Origin of the sequence: Bradyrhizobium sp. BRP56, from assembly GCF_020194035.1 — a bacterium.
GTDB classification, from domain to species: Bacteria; Pseudomonadota; Alphaproteobacteria; order Rhizobiales; family Xanthobacteraceae; genus Bradyrhizobium; species Bradyrhizobium australafricanum.
This window is the reverse complement of sequence record NZ_JADYVV010000111.1, coordinates 1-16966: the sequence shown is the minus strand read 5'-3', so window position 1 is coordinate 16966 and position 16966 is coordinate 1. Positions and strand designations below refer to the sequence as shown.

Genomic DNA, 16966 nt, shown 5'->3' with positions numbered 1-16966 from the left:
ACAACTTCGGCCTGCTCCTGCGATGGCTCGCACAACTCCTGTGTGCCATCATCCGGGCCATCGCCGAAACTGTCCCGGCTCAAAAGATCGCTTAAATCAGCGCTCGTCCGCGTTCTTCACGGCGGACTACCCATCCTACGGACTACGAACAGCGATGCCTCACCCCACGCGCCGCCACGGCGTCACGCTGACATCCTGCGCGGCATCGATCAGCTGCGGCGCGCCGGCGTGCAGGCCGTGCGCTGAGAGCACCTGCGGCGGGGTGCGGGCGGGGACGCCGGGAAAGCACGGCTCGCCGTCGGGGATGCGCACCTTCGGGGCGACCGAGAGCCAGAACGTGTCGTAGCGGTCCATGAACATGCCGAACACGCCCGGGCCGCCGATGATCGCGACCATGCCCGAGGTCACGCCGGCCTCGCGGCTCGCGGTCTCGAACGGGCAGCCGGCGGGATTCCACAACAGCGCCTTCGGATTGTCGGGGTCGGGCGCGGTCGCCGCGACCTTGCTGGTCAGGATCAGGCGCCGCCGCTTCGGCGCGTTCGGCTGCTCTTCCTGGGAGTGGCGGCCATGCACGACGAGGTCGGCGCGGTCGAGGGCCGCGGTGAAGAACCGCTTGTCGCCCTCGATCTTGAGGTCGTCGGGCATCACATTCCGCGCATTCGCCAGCCGGCCATCGGCGGAGACGATGACGAAGCCTTCGATACGCAGCGCCGGCACCAGGATTGTCGCCGGCGTTATTGCTGATCGACGGTCGTGACGACGCTGTTCACCGGGCGCGAGCTTACGGTCGGCAGCTTGACGTCCTTGGCGAGCTCCTGCTCGTATTGCGGCAGCACCGTCACCGGGAACTTGGCGCGCATCGCGACCACCTTGTAGCCGCCGGCCTTGAGCTGCGTCAGCAGCGTGGGCAGCGCTTCCGCGGTGTGCTTCTGGAAGTCGTGCATCAGGATGATGCCCTTGCCGAGCTTGTTCAGCTTCTTCATCACGGTGTCGATCACCTGCTGCGGCTTGCTCGCCTTGAAGTCGAAGGAGTCGAGGTCGCAGGAGAAGATCGCGATGTTGCGGTTGCCGAGATAGGTCACCATCTCCGGCGGATGCTGCAGCGCCGGGAAGCGGAAGAACGGCGAGGGTGAGGTCTCGAGCGCCCACTTGACCGCAGCGTAGCCGCGCTCGATCTCGTCCTTCTTCTGATCCTCGGTCAGCTTCTTGTTGTTCAGATTGGCGTGCGACCAGGTGTGGGCGCCGACCGTGTGGCCGGCGGCATAGACCTGCCGCAGGATTTCGGGGTGATAGGTCGCGTGCTTGCCGATCGGGAAGAAGATGCCCGTGGTGCATTCATCCGCGAGCGCTTTCAGCACTGCCGGCGTGTTGCCCGGCCACGGGCCGTCGTCGAAGGTCAGCACCACCTCATGGTCGCGCAGGAAGTCGAGCTGCTTGAAATGCTCGAAGCCGAAGCCCGGACCGCCGGTGGTATCGATCTCGACCGTGCGGCCGACGCCGAGCGCGTTCGGATTGTTGCAGGCGGCGCGCGCCGGCTGCGGCGGTTGCTTCGGCGGAACCGGGGCTGCGGTTGCGGTTGCCAGGGCCGGTGCTGCGGCGGCGGGCGACGGAGCCGCGGCCGCTGGTGCCGCCGGTGCCGCAGTGGCGCCCTTGGGGGGTGACGTCTGCGACCAAGCTGCGCTCGACGCGAGCAACGATACGGTCCCCGCAAAAATCAGACCTGTCGCAATGCGCATGGCGTGTTCCCTGCTGCTCGCGCTCCCGGCGCCGGCATTGCCGCGACCGGGTCGCTTCGCCCCCAACCGATCGTACCCTAGTCGCAGTGGCGACGCCAAGGCAATGAACGTGGCGCGCGCGTGTCCAAAATCCTCGCCGGATCAGTTAATTCCGGGGATTATCGTCATATCTCAGGCGGCCGCCAATGCCCGTGCGATCCCGGTCTTGATGCGCGTGTCGTCGGGCGCAACCGACTCAGCGAAAACGTCGGCGATGTAGCCGTCGCGGCCGATCAGGTATTTGTGAAAATTCCAGCGCGGCACGTCCTTCGGCCGAGCCTCCGCCGCCCAGCGGTAGAACGGATGCGCGCTCGTTCCGCGGACGATCGCTTTCGCCGCGATCGGGAAGGTGACGCCGTATTGATGCTGCGCAGTCTCGGCGATCTCGGTTGGGCCGCCGGGCTCCTGGCCGCCGAAATCATTGGAAGGGACGCCAATGATGACGAAGCCGCGATCGCGGAATTCGGTCCAGAGTTGCTGCAGGCCGGCATATTGCGGCGTGAAGCCACACAGCGAGGCCGTGTTCACGATCATCAGCGGACGGCCGGCATAGTCGGCTAGTCTGATTTCGCCGCCGCCTAGTGCCGGAAATGAGAAGGCGTAGGCGGTGATCCGGCTCATCGCGGGCTGCTCGGCACGCAGCGGGCGGGATGCCGCGGCTGCGGCGATCGCGGTCACGATCAGTGTCCTGCGGTCCATCATGGTCTCGTCCCCGGAGCAGATGTCATGGACATCATAATCCAGCGGGCCGGCTCAGGCTTTCAAGAAGGCGTTATGGGCGGGCCCAGTGAGTCGCCCGAACGGAGACCTCAGCGCAGCGGCAGGATGAAGTCAGTGCCTTCGCCGGTCTCGCCCTGGTTTACACCAAGGTCGGAGACGATGATCGATGCGCCGGTGCCGAGCGCTTCGCTGATCCGTGCCATCACGTCGGCCGGAATGGAGATGCGGTCGAGCGCCTCGGCCGGAGTGTTGGTCACCGGCTGAGGCTTGGCCTCGGTCACCGCTGCGGCCGCGACCTTGCGGCGATGCGAGGCACGCTCCTCGACGTCGATGCGGGCGACGTTGCGGGTCGGCAGCGTCACCACCGACCAGCGCAGCAGGTTCGCATCGGTCTTGTCGGCTTGTGCGGTGAACACGTGCGTGCCGAGCGGCCGGTCGCTTGCCGCGATCGTCACCGGCACCTCGAACAGCGGTGCAAAATTCTGCCGCACGTAGAGCTTGGAATCCTTGCGGCTGATGAACACCGCAATCTGGCCGGCGCGCTTCGGCACGTCGATTCTGGCGGTGCCCGGCAGCCGCGCCGGATCCTTCTTGGCGTCGGGCGTATCAGTTGCGGTCGCTGCCTCGGCTGGCTTGTCAGCGGCCTTCGATGCATCGGTCTTCGGTGCGTCGGTCTTCGGTGCATCGATCTTGGGCGCCTCGGCAACACCAGGCTTGGCGGCGTCCGCCTTGGGCTCGTCGGCCTTGGCTTCCGCCTTCACCGGATCGCTTGCGGAGACCTCGCTCTTTGGCGTGTCGGTGCTGGCGGTGGTTTCGCCGACCGTGTTGTCATCTGTGGTCGCGTTGCTGTCGTGGCCGGCGGAATTGCTCTCGGCCGGCTTGTCGGCGGCGGCCGTCTCGGGCTTCACCGTCTCGGACTTATCCGCTGCGATCTTTTCCGCGATGGCGTCGCGCGCCGTGGAAGAGGACGCATCGGACATTGTCACCGACGCACTCGCTGCTGGCATCGCGCTGCTGGCGTCGGCGGTGTGGGTGTTGTCGCGCAGCGACGCGGCGGCATGGCCGACGCTGCTGCGCAAATCGAGACTGGACTGCTTGTCGGCGCCCTTGTCGCTCTTCACGCCGAGCGGCGCATCCATCTTCAGAATGTCGTCGGCAACCGGCTGCTGCGGCGCCACCTTCTGCGTGACCAGCAGCGGGTGCGAGAAACTCTCCGGCGAGATCGTGCCCGGCGTGACGAAGACGCGGGCGCCCATCCGCGTCCAATTGTACATCTTGACCGCGAACGACATCGGCATGCGGATGCAGCCGTGGGACGCCGGATAGCCGGGCAGCACGCCGGCGTGCATGGCGATGCCCGACCAGGTGATGCGTTGCATATACGGCATCGGCGCGCCGCTGTAGATGTTGGACTGGTGATACTTCTGCTTCTGGATGACGCTGAAGACACCCATCGGGGTCGAATGCCCCTTCATGCCAGTCGACACCGGGCTCTCGGCATAGAGGCCGTTGGCGTCGTAGAGGCTGACCCGCTGCTGGTCGATCGAGACCGAGATGATCAGGGGACCTTGCGGCTTGCTGCCGGCCTCCTTCTCGATCGCCGGATTCTTCTTGGCTGTGCTGCGCTTCGGCTTTTGCCGGTGCGGCTGTGGCAGCGGCTCGTAGTCGCCGTAGAAGGCGGAGTCGCGGTTCCAGTAATAGAGCGCTGCATCGGCCTGCGTGGAGGCGGCGACGGTGCCGGCGGTCGTCAGAATTGCCAGCTGCCAGAACCGCTCATTCGCGAAGTCAAAAACCGAAATCCGCCGTCCACCTGCGCGCATATTCCGAATCCCAGTCCAAACTACATGTTGGTTGTCGCAGACGCACAACGCGTTCACCAGCGCAAGCGATCTAACCCTTCCGTGAGGGCGGTATTTTCGACGAAAGAGTAACAAAAAAGCCTCACAAGAGGTTAAAGCGCCGCGTTCGATCACCGAACTGTCAGCGCCTTCCTGTGCGGCGTTTGCGCACTACATAGGCGGGACCCACCCCGCGGAGACCTCAATGACATCGAGAACTGTGAGCTTGTGTGACCTGCGACGGTTGTCTCGATGGGGATGCGCGGTGCTGCTGATGTTGCTGGCTTTGGGGCAGGCAGGTCCTGCGGCCGCGGCCGACGAGCCGGACCTGATCTTCCGCCGCTCCACCGTGTTCAAATGGGTGAGCCCCAACGACAAGCTCGCGACCTATGGCGTCGACGATCCCGAGGTCGAGGGCGTCGCCTGTCACTTCACGGTGCCGGAGAGGGGCGGCTTCAAGGGCTGGCTTGGCCTTGCCGAGGAAGTCTCCGATATCTCGCTGGCTTGCCGGCAGATCGGGCCGATCCGCTTCAAGACCAAGCTCGGGCAGGGCGATGACATGTTCAGCAAGCGCCGGTCGCTCTTCTTCAAGAAGATGCAGATCGTGCGCGGCTGCGACGCCAAGCGCAATGTGCTGGTCTACATGGTCTATTCGGACCGCCTGATCGAGGGCTCGCCAAAGAACTCGACGTCGTCGGTGCCGATCATGCCGTGGGGCGCGGCCGATGCTGCCGTGCAGAAGTGCGGCGAGTTCATTCAATAGCTGGAGCAGGGGCTTGGCCCAGGCGGCTGAGTCGGTGGGCGAGCTAGCGCTCGGTTTGCCCGAACTGCCTCGCGCTGATGCCAAGGCCCGGCTTGACCTTCGAGTCGCGGCAGCCGACGAGGCGGACCAGCTTCTGCGGCGCGCACTCATTGTCGCCCATGACATAAGCGCCTTGCTGCGGCATCGCGGCCGTCATCTGCTGCTGGCCGGATTTGCTCGCCGCGGATTCATTGCCAACACCGATGTTGCCATTGCCCACGACTGACATCCTTCGTTGGATCGGGAGGGGTTACGACAACGTGCCACCGCGAAGATGGTTGCACGGCACCCAGACATGAGTCGGCCAAACCGCCGCCCGGTTCACCGCCGCCCTTGCTGTGCTGCTTCCTCTCTCAGCAGAGGAAAGTTAACAAAGCGCGGTAGCTCGTTCAGTTTGCACGCATAATTGGCCGTCGCTCCGGCAGTGGCCGGGTCCGGCATTGTCGCGCGAAGTTTTCAACAGCTTTTCAGTCACGCTCCTGCCGCTGAAATCATTGGTGTTTTCCGCCGAATGTTTCGTGGACCGCTGGTCGACGAAACAATTCGAGTTCCGACGAAACCATTTTCGGCTTGTTCCGCAGAACTCCGGAAACGGCAGATCGTTATCAGACCGTCACACAACGGCGCCGGACGCCGACGAGCGGAATAACGGAGACTGTCAGATGCGAACCATGAGCCTGATCCTCGCCTTCGCCTTTGTGATGGCCGGTTCGTCGATGGCAGGCTCGCCGGACAGCGGTTTGCCCGGTATCGGCACCTTCTCCTATAACGGCTCGCCGGTAGTCACCCCGGTCCCGATGGTGATGGCACAGGCCAACTGAGCGCGACGCAAAAAAACAGAACTGCCGGTAAAGGCTCTCCCAATGGTGCTCCGTATCTGTTCCGCCGCGATGTTGGCATCGCTTGTCCTGCTGGGGCCCTTGGCGGGCGCCGCGCAGGCCCAATCCCAGCTCCCGCTCGAATCGATGCAGATCCGCTCGCTGTACCGCGTGCCTGAACCGCGCGACGAGTTCGTGCGGCAATGCGCACCGCATATGCTCGGCCGCTGGGCGCATCCCGAGGCGGTGTGCGGCTGCCTGCACGACCACGCCGCCGCGACCGTGGACGATCCCGACCTGCGCCAGGCGCTGCTGCGCGGCATCAGCGAGACCGGCGTGCCGACCATCGAGACCGATTGGGTGCCGCCGTCCAAGCAGGGCGAGATCGGCCCGACCTTCACCAAGATCGCCAAGCCGACCCTGCAATGCATGTTTGAGCCGGTCTCGAACTGAGCCGCGCGTCAAAGCAATGAGGACCGCAGCGCCTCGCGACAGCGGGGCGTTTTACTTTTTGGCGAGGCGCGGCACGCAGCTGCGGGTCCGCACCACGCCGTTCTCGCTCAGCCTGGAACCGACGACCTGCTTGATCTGCCCGGCCGGGCACGAGCCGTCATCGACAAGGACGCGCTGGCCGACCCGCAGATCGACGATGTCGCCCTCGCGCATGTAGGATTGCTCGGCGGCGGCGGACTGAGCCATCGCGCCAAGAGCTGCGGCGCTGACCAGCGCGACGAATCCCAAACGCGGCATCGCAGCCTCTTTCACTTGTTCTGGATCTTGAGTCCGTCGGGGCCGACATTGATCTGAAGGCCTTCGGGTTGCTTGTTCGCCTGATAAAGATTGTAGCCGAGCATGCCTGCGATCACGACCAGCGCGGCGATCACGAGATACAGGACGTTGCGATTTGGCATCCGGTATCTCCGTAAGCGGACACTGACTGAACGCGGGCGACCTTAGTCAGGTGACTGCGATTCTCCTAGAGCGCTGCGGCTTGGCGGATGGCTTGACCGATGCCTTGCGCGTCGCGCGCAGCGCGGCGAGCGTAGTCTTCGCCAGTCGTTCCGCCGACGCGACGAGTTGCGGAACCGGGTGACCGGAAAATCCCAGCACGAAGCCGGGCAGTGGCGGCGCGCGATGATAGGTCTCGGCGAGCAGCCAGCCGCCGACGCCGGCATTGGCTTTTGCCTGCGCGGCAATCAGCGGATCGGTCGCGGGATCGAGCCGCGCCACGAGGTGCAGGCCCTGCGAGGGCACGGGAACCGTGAGCGCGCCGTCGGATGCGCTCACAAGCGTCGACGCCAGGACGTCGCGCGCCTCGCGATAGAGTTTGCGCGATTTGCGTAAATTGGCCGCGAAGGCGCCGGAGTTCAGCATGTCGGCGACCGCGCCTTCCATCAACGTGGCGGGAAAGCGGTCGAGCGCGGCGCGCGCCGCCGTCACCGGGCCGATCAAGGCTTCGGGCAGGGCGCAATAGCCGATCCGCAAGCCCGGAAACAGCGTCTTCGCAAACGTGCCCATATAGATCACGCGGCGCAGATGATCGATGCCGGCGAGCGACAACAGCGGCGCGCCGTCGTAGCGGAACTCGCTGTCGTAATCGTCCTCGAACACGAAGGCTCCGGCGTCCCGTGCCCAGTCGAGCAGCTCGAGCCGGCGCGGCATCGACATCTGCACGCCGAGCGGAAACTGGTGCGAGGGCGTGACATAGGCAGCGCGCGCTTGCGGCGCGGACGCGCGCCCCTTGTCGATGCGCATGCCCGACATGTCGACCGGCACCGACACCGGACGATAGCCGCAATGCTCGATCGCGCGCCGCGCCGCCGGATAGCCGGGGTCTTCGCACCAGACCTGGTCGCCGGGCTTGAGGATCGCCCCCAGCACGATGCGCAGGGCATGCAGCGTGCCGGACGCCAGCATGATTTGGTCGGGGTCGCAGCGCAGCCCGCGCGCCGACAGCAGATGGTCCGATATCGCCGCGCGCAGCTCGCTGCTGCCGCGGGGATCGCCGTAATGCAGATGCTCGGACCCGAAGGCGCGCAGCCTGCGTCCGGCGAAGGCGCGGAAGCGCTGCAATGCGCGCTCGTCGATATGGGTGCAGCCGAGCGACAACGCATTGTGCTGTGGCGGCTCGATCGCGATCCTTGCGCGGCGCGGTGCGGCGGCCTGCGCCGGAATGCGCGCCGCGACGAAAGTTCCGGAGCCCGTGGTTGCCACCGCAAAGCCGTCGGCGATCAGCCGCTCATAGGCCGTGGTGACGGCGTTGCGGCGGAAGCCGGTCTGCTTGGCGAGCGCGCGCGACGGCGGCAGCGGCTCGCCCGGCTTGACGAGGCCGCCGACGATCGCGTGGCACAGCGCCTGATAGAGCCGCTGCTGCGAGGCCGCGCCGGGGGTGACGTGCGGGCCGGTGAGATCGAGCGGCAGCTCGGCCTTGCGCGCCGCGGGCTCCCGGGAATTGGTCGGAATTTTTCGCATGGAATTGGCACTATCGCAGACCAAATGAGCCGCTACAACTCTGGACAGATTCCAGATTTCGAAAGGCACCGCCGTGACCGAAGGCGCATCCGCTCCGTCCTATCCCATGTCGTCCCGCAACCGCGTGAAGCGGCGCCACGACCGCGGCTTCTACGACCACGTCACCGTGCACAAGATCCTCGACGCCTCGATGCTGTGCCACGTCTCCTACGTGATCGACGGCCAGCCCTATTGCACGCCGACCTTCTTCTGGCGCGAGGGCACCAGGCTCTACTGGCACGGCTCGAGCGCGAGCCGGATGCTGGAGAACCAGTCCGAAGGGCAACGCGTGTGCCTGACGGTCGCCCATCTCGACAGCCTTGTGCTGGCGCGCTGCGGCTTCAACCACTCGGCCGACTATCGCGCGGTGATGGCGTTCGGGTCAGCCTATCTCGTCACCGACCCCGCAGAGAAGGAACGCGCGATCGTCGCGATGGTCGACCGTTTCTTTCCCGAGCGCACCGCGAGCCTGCGTGCCAGCAACAAGCAGGCGATCAAGGCGACCTCGTTCATCGCGATGGAGATCGAGGAGGCTTCGGCAAAAATTCGCGCCAAGGGCGTCGCCGACGATGACGAGGATTACGAGTTGCCGATCTATGCCGAGCGCATTCCGGTGCGCACCGTGCTCGGCGCGCCGGAGCCGTGCCCGCGGCTGCTCGACGGCGTGACGCGGCCGAAGACGCTCGATGGCTATTCGGAGGGCCGGCTGCTCGAAGATGCATTGCGGGACGCCTATTTTGCGCAATACCCCGCGGAGTGAAATCGGGCTACGCTGCGGCTCCCGCCTGATCTGTTTTCCCGATGGAGCCAAAGCATGACTGCCGAGACGCAACAACGAATCCTTGCCGCCGTTGACGAGGGATTCGATGCACAGCTTGCGACGACGCAGGCCTTTGTCGCGATCCCCTCGACCCGCGGCGCCGAGGGGCCGTGCCAGGACATGATCGGCGATCTCCTGCGCGAGCGTGGCTACGAGGTCGACGACTGGCACATCAATCTCGACGAACTGAAGGACCTGCGTGGCTTTGGCCCGATCGAGCATGATTTCTCGAAGGCGCGCACGGTGGTCGGCACCTACCGCCCGGCCACCAATGCCGGCAAATCGCTGATCCTGCAGGGCCACTGCGACGTGGTGCCCACCGGTCCGCTCGAGATGTGGGAGACGCCGCCGTTCTCGCCCGTCATCAAGGACGGCAGGATGTATGGCCGCGGCGCCTGCGACATGAAGTCCGGCACGATCGCCGCGCTCTATGCGCTGGATGCGATCAGGAAGGCCGGCCTGAAGCCGACGGCGCGGATTCACTTCCAGTCCGTGATCGAGGAGGAGAGCACCGGCGTCGGCGCGCTTTCGACCTTGCAGCGCGGCTATCGCGCCGATGCCTGCTTCATCCCGGAGCCGACCAACGGCACGATGATCCGCTCGCAGGTCGGCGTGATCTGGTTCCGCCTGAAGGTGCGCGGTTTCCCGGTGCATGTGTTCGAGGCCGGCGCGGGCTCGAACGCGATCATGGCGGCGTATCATCTGGTGCATGCGCTGGAGCAGCTCGAGATCGCCTGGAACGAGCGCGCCAAGGCCGACCGCCATTTCAAGGGCGTCAATCACCCGATCAATTTCAATCCGGGCATCATCAAGGGCGGCGACTGGGCCTCCAGCGTGCCGGCCTGGTGCGACGTCGACTGCCGCATCGCGGTCTTGCCGGGCTGGTCGATCGCCGAGTGCCAGAAGGAGATTCTGGCCTGCGTATCGGCGGCGGCGCGCGATCATCGCTTCCTCTCCAACAATCCGCCGCAGGTCGAATGGTCGGGCTTCCTGTCGGAAGGCTACGAGTTGGTGAACTCCGAGGCACCGGAAGCTGCCTTCGCCAAGGCGCATCAGGTCGTCTATGGCGGCGCGGTCGAAGACCGCGCCTTCACCGCGTTGACCGACACGCGCTTCTACGGTCTGAACCACAACATCCCGAGCCTCTGCTTCGGCGCCACCGGCGCGGCGATGCACGGCTTCAACGAATATGTCGAGCTGGAGTCGCTGCGCAAAGCGACCAAGGCGATGGCGCTGTTCATCGCGGAATGGTGCGGCGTAGAGAAGGCGTAGGTAGTCTCTCCGTGATTGCGAGGAGCGAAGCGACGAAGCAATCCATTTCTCGGCAAGCGGTGACATGGATTGCTTCGCTTCGCTCGCAATGACGACGGCGAGAGCTTAAGGGGGCTCCGGCCACAACGCCTTCACGATCGCATCGAGCCCGTCAGTCAACGCCGCGGGGCCGGGCTGCAGGATGATGGGCGACTTGATCTCGACGATGCGGTCGTTGCGCACCGCCGGGATGTCGCTCCAGCCCTCACGCTTGCGGATGCGGTCGGGCACGACCTTCTTGCCGCACCAGGAGGCCAGGATCACGTCGGGCATCGCCGCGCGCACGGCGTCAGGCGTGACGATGCGATCCTTGGCCGCTTGGTGCGCGCGCAGATGCGGCAGCGCGTCCTCGCCGCCGGCGATCTCGATCAGTTCGGACACCCAGCCGATGCCGCTGATCAGCGGATCGTCCCATTCCTCGAAATAGACTTTTGGCCGCGGTGCCGCACGCGGCGTTGCCGCGATCGTCGTCAGCCGTTGTTCGAGGTTTTGCGCGAGCCGATCGGCGCGGTCGGCGGCACCGACCATTGCGCCCAAGGTGCGGATCATCGCGAGGATGCCGGCGACGTCGCGCTGGTTGAAGACGTGGACGGCGACGCCGGCGCGCACGAGATCGGCAACGATGCCAGCCTGCAGATCGGAGAAGGCGAGCACCAGATCCGGGTCGAGCGCGAGGATTTTTGGCATGTCGGCGGAGATGAACGCCGACACGCGCGGCTTCTCGCGGCGGACCTGCGGTGGCCGTACCGCATAGCCGGAGACGCCGACGATGCGGTCTTGCTCGCCGAGCAGATAGAGCGTCTCGACCGTCTCTTCGGTCAGGCAGACAATCCGGCGGGGAGGGAAGTCGCGCATGGCGGGCGGTATGCAGGCTCGGAGGCACATTGTCACTGATGTCATGACGTCATTTGCGCCATTACCTCAGACGTCATTGCCGGGCCCGCTCGGGCAATCCATCATGCCGATATCAACCTCGAAGAAGGCCACAAAGCAGGGAGTGCCCATGACACCGCTCGAAAAGATCCAGTCGATGAGGATGCCGTTTGCGGAACTGAAGGGCGTCACCTTCACCGAGGCTGATCAGGATCGGGTGGTCGCGAAAATGGTGGTGCGGCCGGACCTCTGCACCCTCCGCAACACGATCCATGGCGGCGCGGTGATGGCCTTTGCGGACTCGGTCGGCGCCGCTGCGACCGTGCTCAACCTGCCTGAGGACGCCAAGGGCACCACGACGCTGGAGAGCAAGACCAACTTCATCGGCGGCGCCAAGGAGGGGACGACTGTGATTGCGACCGCAACACCGGTTCACCGCGGGCGGCGGACCCAGGTGTGGCAGACCAGGCTGGAGACCGAAGACGGCAAGCTGGTCGCGGTGGTGACCCAGACACAGCTGGTACTATGATGGGGCGATAATGTGATTTTCCAATCACCACATGCCTTAATTGAATGAATCTCGGTACTTGAATTTTATGGTGCGTCGCACAATATAGGAGTGCTAGGGACTCGACGCCTCCTCGAGGGCTACCAAGAGGAGTTATGAAATGAACTATGATTCCATTCGTTCGACGGCCGCCAAGGGCACCGTGCGGACGTTGAGCCAGCAGGAAGAGCTTCCGCTGCTGCGCGATCACCTGCTGCGGCTGGATCGCACCAGCCGTCATGATCGTTTTCATGGCTTCATCGACGACAGTTTCATCCGCCGCTACGCCGAACGCTGCGCCAATGACGGCACGGTCATCATCGCCTATTTCGAGGACGGCGTGGTCCGCGGCGCGGCCGAATTGCATCCGCCGGAGCAGTCACCGGATGCCCAGCCCGAGATCGCCTTCAGCGTCGAGCGGTCGGCACGGCGGAAGGGCGTCGGTAGCACCCTGTTCCGCAAGCTGATCGCCGAGGCGCATGCCAAGGGCTACGGCAGCCTGCGCATCACCACCGGCGCACAGAACGATGCGATGCGGGCGCTCGCCACCAAGTTCGGTGCCCAGTTGACCTTCCGTCATGGCGAGTCGACCGGCAGCATCGATCTGAGCGAGCAGCAGCAGCCCGAAGCGGCGCCGGCTGTCGCCGCGGTGACGCCGGTCGAGGCTGCGCACGCGATCGTCGAAATGAACCGCGCGTATTGGCGCATGGTGATGCAGATCTCCGGCTGGGGCCGGGCGGCCTGAATCGGCAGCGTTTCCAAGCGAAGTGGATACCGGTTCGCGTGAAGGACACGAGCCCAACAAGAATCTCAGATCAAACGAAAAAGGGTAATCCACTCAATGGATTGCCCTTTTTCTTTCAGCAATTGGATGGTGCGTCTCAGGTGCCGGTGCGCTTGTCGGTCGCAAAGCGGCGGACCACGCGGCGCTCGACTACCACGGAGCGCTGCGCGCCCTGTTCGCCGGCGATGACACGGGTTGCCGTGCCGGTGCGGGCACTGACGCGCGCGGTCTTCTTCACCTCGGCGAGCACGTCGTCATAGGGCAGCCCCATGAGGGCCGACGCGATCTCGGCCTGGGCCTCCACGTCATCGGTGATGCCGATGGCAGCGAAGATTGCTTCTTCCAGCGTCGGCGGATCATGCCGCACGCGCCGGGTGCCATACTTGGTGTTCCAGTCTCCGCTCATCGCCGCCTCATCATTGAATCGCGGGAGATACGTAAGGTCCCCAATGTTGCATTGCAATATGAATGTGAGATGGCAATCCAGCCATGCAGCTAGAGTCTCTCAATCTTGTGAGCGTCATAAAGTTCGATGGTGGTCGCCGCCGCCGCGAGAGATTGCAGCGAGCGGACGAAATCGCGTGACGCGGGGACCGCGAAATGCGCCGCCAGCGCGGCGCGGTCGGCCCATTGCTCGAAGAACACCAGTCTGAGCGGATTCTCGCAGTCGACATGGACCGCGTGGGAGATGCAGCCCGGCTCGGTGCGCGAGCGATGCACGTGCTCGAGGCTCAAGCGCCGCACCGCGTCGAACGAGTCGGGGCGGGCGGTGACGCTGCCGGTGACGACGATCATGATATCCCCCTCCAATGCGCGATGAAGCCAAGTCATCATCGCGCTTTAGGTTCTTGTTTGAGCATGATCTTTTCGGAAAACCGCTTCGCACTTTTCCGGATCATGCTCTACGGGGCGGCTTCTGCCCCGGATGCACTCGTCTGTTGCTGCGGCCAGCGCTTCAGCGCGGCGCGACCGGCATCGGTCAGCACATAGATGCCGCGCTCGGCGCGATCGAACCAGCCATAGACATTATGCAGCAGGATCTTGCCGGCGTCGGGAATATCCGCGCGAAGGTCGCGTACCCGCCGCGGCCCATCCGAAAGCGCACAGGCGCAGGCCAGCGCCTGCTGCCGGTAGGCGGTCATGATCGGCGCCCGCGTCGATCCGCCCATTGCGGGATCGCCCTTGCGCTTCTGGTGCTCGGTGATCAGCCGCGAACGTTTCTTCGGATTGCGGCGGGGCGCGGCGGTCGGCGGCGGCACCAGCACCTCGACGTCGCCGCGATCGGTCACGCCGAGCATGCCGAAGCCGAGCCGCCGGCACAGATTGCGATAGCGCGCGTCGCTCTCGCGGCCCTTGCCGCGGGCCGACACCTTTGCCGCGATCCAGACCTCGTCGGCGGCGCCGGCGCGATCGACCGCCTGCAGGATCAATTCGAGATTGAAGGCGAGCTTGAGTTCACCGACCACGACGACCGGTGGATCATCGCCGCTCAGCGCCACGAGGTCGCAGCCGCCGATCTCGCCCTTCACCGTGAAGCCGAGCTTTTCCAGGAAGCGTTTGACGGGCAGATAAAGCGCGGTTTCCAATAGGCAGGCTCCTGCGGCATCGGCCGCGACTCGGTGCGCCAGCATAGCGCGGAATCGCGCCCGCCGAGGCGATTGGAATTTGCCCAAGGCAGCGCCGAGCGGCTATTGTCGGAACCGGGACCAGGCGCAGCTCATGATCCGGAACGGGCTCTATCACATCACCGTCGAATTTCTCGACGGCGTCTCTGGCGGCAACCAGGGCGTCATGGTGCTGCGCGACGGACAGATGCGCGGCGGCGACTCGTTTTTCTTTGCCTACGGCACCTACACCGCAGCCGACGGCAAGTGGAAGGGCGAGGTCACCAACGAGGAGCATTCGCCGACCTATGGCGAGCGCCCGGTATGGGAACGCAAGGTGGTCACGATCGGATTTACCGGCACCTACACCGACCAGACCGCCGAAGGTGACGGCATGGCGCTCGCCGGCAAGCAGAGCATCCGTTTCCGGTCGAAGCTGCGGCTGCTGGTTGCGGACTGAATTGCCGATGCTGGTCGCGCTCGCGGCCTCAGCTGGATCAGGCGATCATATTCTGCGTGCGAGCCGATCCAGAACCAGAGGTATCCCTCGTTTGTTTCGACGGCAAGCGCGCGATAACGCAAGCCAACCCGAACAGACCAAAATCGCCCGATCTTCTTGAATTGTAGAGATGGATGACGTGGATTGCGCTTCAACAGCGCAAAGTTCGCGTCGGCGAGCTCACGGATTGGAACGGGTAGTTGTTCGTAGGCAGTAAAATTTGGGGGAGGCCGAGTGCTTCACAAGTCGCGCGACTGTCCGGCGCGATGAGCTGCCAAGGCCTCGTCCGCCAGGGCGTCGAGTTTCCCGGCCTTTGCGTCCCGTTCGATCGCTGCATCGAAACGCTCTGCATCGAACGTTTCAAACCAGGCGCGAAAGCGGGCCAGCTCATGAGGAGGCAGCCGTTCGACGGCCTTTTCGATGTCTTCTGCAGTAGTCATCACGAACATATAGCATTGGCCAGATCGACCCGAAGGGCGTCCGGGAGAGGGAGCGTGTCTAAACCCGCCCGTTCACCGGCAGCAGCGCGCCGGTGACGGCGCTCGCGGCATCGCTGGCGAGGAACAGGATCACCTCGGCGAGCTCTTTCGGCGTCACCCATTTGGAGATGTCGGCCTTCGGCATCGCAGCGCGGTTGGCGGCGGTGTCGATGATCGAGGGCAGCACGGCGTTGACCGTGACCTTGCCCTTGAGTTCCGCGGCGAGCGACTCGGTGAGGCGGTGCACGCCGGCCTTCGAGGCGGCATAGGGACCCATGCCGGAGGCGGCCTGCAAGGCGCCGAGTGCGCCGATATTGATGATCCGTCCGGCGCCCGACTTGGTGAGATGCGGGATGGCGGCGCGCGAGGTGTTGAGCGCCGTCATCACGTTCATCGCATACATGCGCTGCCAGGTCGCCGGATCGCCGTCGCCGACCGCCTCGAAGGTAAAGCCGCCGGCGATGTTGATCAGCCCGTCGAGCCGGCCGAAATGCGAGGCCGCCTTGTCGATCGCGGCCGTCGCCTGCGCCGTGTCGGTGAGGTCGACGCCGCCCAGCTCGATATGGTCGGCCGTCGCCGCAAGCGATGACGCGGCATGATCGATGCCGGCGACGCGCGCGCCGCGCGCCAGCGCCTCTGTGGCGACCACTTTGCCAAGCGCGCCGAGGGCGCCCGTGATGACGATGGCTTTTCCTTGCATGGCGGTCTCCGCATTCGCGAGCAAACGAATGCCCACTATGATCAGGCGGAATTCATTTGCAATGCCGCCAATTTCGCCGCCTACTGCGCGTATTCATCAATTCATTCACCTCAAGGATGTTTGCGATGCCGACACCCAGACCGTGCGAAACCCATCTCGACCTCGTCAGGTTCGGACATAAGCTGCCGCACTTCGCGGATGCGCTGCGGCATCAGCGCAAGATCAAGCTGGTGGCGCTTGGATCGTCGTCGACCGCGGGCGCCGACAACATCCTGCCGTTCCCGCCGCGGCTCGAGATGCTGCTGCGGCAACGCTTCTTCGGCCGGATGATCGATGTGATCAATCGCGGGATCGGCGGGCAGGAGGCGCCGGAGGAATATTCGCGCATCGAGTCCGACGTGACGGCTGAGGCGCCGGTGCTGGTGATCTGGCAAGTCGGCACCAACGCCGTCTATAAGAGCTACAATCCGGCCGAGGTGCGCGCGACGCTGGAGGCCGGGCTCGACGTGCTCGCGGCGCTTCCGCTTGACGTCGTCGTGATGGATTCCCAGTACACGCAGGCGATCGTCGGCACGGAAGCTGCGCTCAATCTCGCCAACGTGATCATGCCGATGATCGCCGAAGTGACTGCAAACAAAAAGGTGAATCTGTTCAGTCGCTTCGCGCTGATGAAGCGCTGGACCGATGACGGGATTCCACTCGCCGAGCTCGACGATGGCGGGCAGCTTCATACCAGCGAATGGGCGACCAATTGCGTAGTCGTCCGTGAAGAAGGACTAAGCCACTGATCGGGAATCTCGATTTGGGCTAAGGGGCATTTCCAGATTGCAAGGTTTTGATGCTTTGGGCGTCAGAACCTTGCGATTTGGTTTTCGTGGATTCCCT

At 64.7% G+C, this 16966-nt stretch carries 23 protein-coding genes and 1 pseudogene; 9 read left to right on the top strand and 15 right to left on the bottom strand.

Going from position 1 to position 16966, the window contains the following annotated elements:
• Positions 1-159: 159 nt before the first annotated feature.
• From I6F38_RS41555 to I6F38_RS41540, 4 genes are all read right to left on the bottom strand, one after another.
• A complete protein-coding gene (locus I6F38_RS41555) occupies positions 160-717 on the bottom strand; it encodes a dihydrofolate reductase (protein ID WP_225164456.1) in 558 nt (185 codons plus the stop codon).
• A gap of 17 nt (positions 718-734) precedes the next feature.
• Positions 735-1736, bottom strand: coding sequence for a polysaccharide deacetylase family protein (locus tag I6F38_RS41550; RefSeq protein ID WP_225164455.1), 1002 nt, complete (start codon positions 1734-1736; stop codon positions 735-737).
• A 171-nt stretch (positions 1737-1907) separates the two neighbouring features.
• Positions 1908-2477 (bottom strand): glutathione peroxidase, encoded by a 570-nt coding sequence (locus tag I6F38_RS41545; RefSeq protein ID WP_225164454.1) that lies wholly within the window; start codon positions 2475-2477, stop codon positions 1908-1910.
• Between the two features lie 107 nt (positions 2478-2584).
• Positions 2585-4315, bottom strand: coding sequence for a L,D-transpeptidase family protein (locus I6F38_RS41540; protein ID WP_225164453.1), 1731 nt, complete (start codon positions 4313-4315; stop codon positions 2585-2587).
• Between the two features lie 223 nt (positions 4316-4538).
• On the opposite strand from I6F38_RS41540, the gene I6F38_RS41535 reads away from it, so the two are divergent.
• Positions 4539-5096 carry a CreA family protein gene (locus tag I6F38_RS41535; protein WP_225164452.1) on the top strand — a complete coding sequence of 186 codons (558 nt, stop codon included), beginning with the start codon at positions 4539-4541 and terminating at the stop codon, positions 5094-5096.
• Between the two features lie 43 nt (positions 5097-5139).
• Here the strand turns inward: I6F38_RS41535 and I6F38_RS41530 are convergent, their stop codons facing one another.
• Positions 5140-5364, bottom strand: a complete 225-nt coding sequence (locus I6F38_RS41530; RefSeq protein WP_225164451.1) for a hypothetical protein — start codon at positions 5362-5364, stop codon at positions 5140-5142.
• Between the two features lie 211 nt (positions 5365-5575).
• On the opposite strand from I6F38_RS41530, the gene I6F38_RS41525 reads away from it, so the two are divergent.
• Both I6F38_RS41525 and I6F38_RS41520 read left to right on the top strand, forming a co-directional pair.
• On the top strand, positions 5576-5956 hold the full coding sequence (locus I6F38_RS41525; RefSeq protein ID WP_225164450.1) for a hypothetical protein: 381 nt from the start codon (positions 5576-5578) through the stop codon (positions 5954-5956).
• 42 nt (positions 5957-5998) lie between these two features.
• Positions 5999-6406: a hypothetical protein gene (locus tag I6F38_RS41520; RefSeq protein WP_225164449.1), complete on the top strand. Its 408-nt coding sequence runs from the start codon at positions 5999-6001 to the stop codon at positions 6404-6406.
• Positions 6407-6457: 51 nt separating this feature from the next.
• Here I6F38_RS41520 and I6F38_RS41515 read toward each other — a convergent pair whose 3' ends face one another.
• The 3 genes from I6F38_RS41515 to I6F38_RS41505 are packed head-to-tail and all read right to left on the bottom strand — an operon-like array spanning position 6458 to position 8425.
• On the bottom strand, positions 6458-6703 hold the full coding sequence (locus tag I6F38_RS41515; protein ID WP_346657176.1) for a DUF6719 family protein: 246 nt from the start codon (positions 6701-6703) through the stop codon (positions 6458-6460).
• An 11-nt stretch (positions 6704-6714) separates the two neighbouring features.
• A complete protein-coding gene (locus I6F38_RS41510; RefSeq protein WP_167350431.1) occupies positions 6715-6864 on the bottom strand; it encodes a hypothetical protein in 150 nt (49 codons plus the stop codon).
• Positions 6865-6910: 46 nt separating this feature from the next.
• Entirely contained in the window at positions 6911-8425 is a 1515-nt protein-coding gene (locus tag I6F38_RS41505; protein WP_225164448.1) for a PLP-dependent aminotransferase family protein, read from the bottom strand.
• A 73-nt stretch (positions 8426-8498) separates the two neighbouring features.
• Here I6F38_RS41505 and I6F38_RS41500 point away from each other — a divergent pair, with 73 nt between their 5' ends.
• Positions 8499-9224: a pyridoxamine 5'-phosphate oxidase family protein gene (locus tag I6F38_RS41500; protein WP_225164447.1), complete on the top strand. Its 726-nt coding sequence runs from the start codon at positions 8499-8501 to the stop codon at positions 9222-9224.
• Between the two features lie 54 nt (positions 9225-9278).
• Positions 9279-10556, top strand: coding sequence for an ArgE/DapE family deacylase (locus I6F38_RS41495; RefSeq protein WP_225164446.1), 1278 nt, complete (start codon positions 9279-9281; stop codon positions 10554-10556).
• A 105-nt stretch (positions 10557-10661) separates the two neighbouring features.
• On the opposite strand, the gene I6F38_RS41490 is transcribed toward I6F38_RS41495, so the two are convergent.
• Entirely contained in the window at positions 10662-11450 is a 789-nt protein-coding gene (locus I6F38_RS41490; protein WP_225164445.1) for a cobalamin-binding protein, read from the bottom strand.
• A gap of 148 nt (positions 11451-11598) precedes the next feature.
• On the opposite strand from I6F38_RS41490, the gene I6F38_RS41485 reads away from it, so the two are divergent.
• Both I6F38_RS41485 and I6F38_RS41480 read left to right on the top strand, forming a co-directional pair.
• Positions 11599-11997, top strand: a complete 399-nt coding sequence (locus I6F38_RS41485) for a PaaI family thioesterase (protein ID WP_225164444.1) — start codon at positions 11599-11601, stop codon at positions 11995-11997.
• Positions 11998-12136: 139 nt separating this feature from the next.
• Positions 12137-12760: a GNAT family N-acetyltransferase gene (locus tag I6F38_RS41480; RefSeq protein WP_141340474.1), complete on the top strand. Its 624-nt coding sequence runs from the start codon at positions 12137-12139 to the stop codon at positions 12758-12760.
• A 136-nt stretch (positions 12761-12896) separates the two neighbouring features.
• On the opposite strand, the gene I6F38_RS41475 is transcribed toward I6F38_RS41480, so the two are convergent.
• The 3 genes from I6F38_RS41475 to I6F38_RS41465 all read right to left on the bottom strand — a co-directional run bounded on the left by I6F38_RS41475 (position 12897) and on the right by I6F38_RS41465 (position 14385).
• Positions 12897-13205 carry a hypothetical protein gene (locus I6F38_RS41475; RefSeq protein WP_016843036.1) on the bottom strand — a complete coding sequence of 103 codons (309 nt, stop codon included), beginning with the start codon at positions 13203-13205 and terminating at the stop codon, positions 12897-12899.
• 89 nt (positions 13206-13294) lie between these two features.
• Positions 13295-13594, bottom strand: coding sequence for a putative quinol monooxygenase (locus I6F38_RS41470; protein WP_225164443.1), 300 nt, complete (start codon positions 13592-13594; stop codon positions 13295-13297).
• A 107-nt stretch (positions 13595-13701) separates the two neighbouring features.
• Complete coding sequence (locus I6F38_RS41465; RefSeq protein WP_225164442.1) at positions 13702-14385, bottom strand: DUF2161 family putative PD-(D/E)XK-type phosphodiesterase; 684 nt, start codon at positions 14383-14385, stop codon at positions 13702-13704.
• A 133-nt stretch (positions 14386-14518) separates the two neighbouring features.
• On the opposite strand from I6F38_RS41465, the gene I6F38_RS41460 reads away from it, so the two are divergent.
• The gene (locus tag I6F38_RS41460; protein ID WP_225164441.1) at positions 14519-14863 is read left to right on the top strand and encodes a GrlR family regulatory protein; all 345 of its coding nucleotides are present in this window, start codon (positions 14519-14521) and stop codon (positions 14861-14863) included.
• A 32-nt stretch (positions 14864-14895) separates the two neighbouring features.
• Here the strand turns inward: I6F38_RS41460 and I6F38_RS41455 are convergent.
• From I6F38_RS41455 to fabG, 3 genes and pseudogenes are all read right to left on the bottom strand, one after another.
• A pseudogene (locus I6F38_RS41455) lies at positions 14896-15145 on the bottom strand (hypothetical protein); the annotation flags it as partial.
• Positions 15142-15342 carry a hypothetical protein gene (locus tag I6F38_RS41450; RefSeq protein WP_225164457.1) on the bottom strand — a complete coding sequence of 67 codons (201 nt, stop codon included), beginning with the start codon at positions 15340-15342 and terminating at the stop codon, positions 15142-15144. The gene I6F38_RS41450 and the pseudogene I6F38_RS41455, both read right to left, overlap by 4 nt.
• Before the next feature lie 58 nt (positions 15343-15400).
• Positions 15401-16081, bottom strand: a complete 681-nt coding sequence (gene fabG, locus I6F38_RS41445; RefSeq protein ID WP_225164440.1) for a 3-oxoacyl-ACP reductase FabG — start codon at positions 16079-16081, stop codon at positions 15401-15403.
• Positions 16082-16206: 125 nt separating this feature from the next.
• Here fabG and I6F38_RS41440 point away from each other — a divergent pair, with 125 nt between their 5' ends.
• Positions 16207-16869 (top strand): GDSL-type esterase/lipase family protein, encoded by a 663-nt coding sequence (locus tag I6F38_RS41440; RefSeq protein WP_225164439.1) that lies wholly within the window; start codon positions 16207-16209, stop codon positions 16867-16869.
• Positions 16870-16966: the final 97 nt, after the last annotated feature.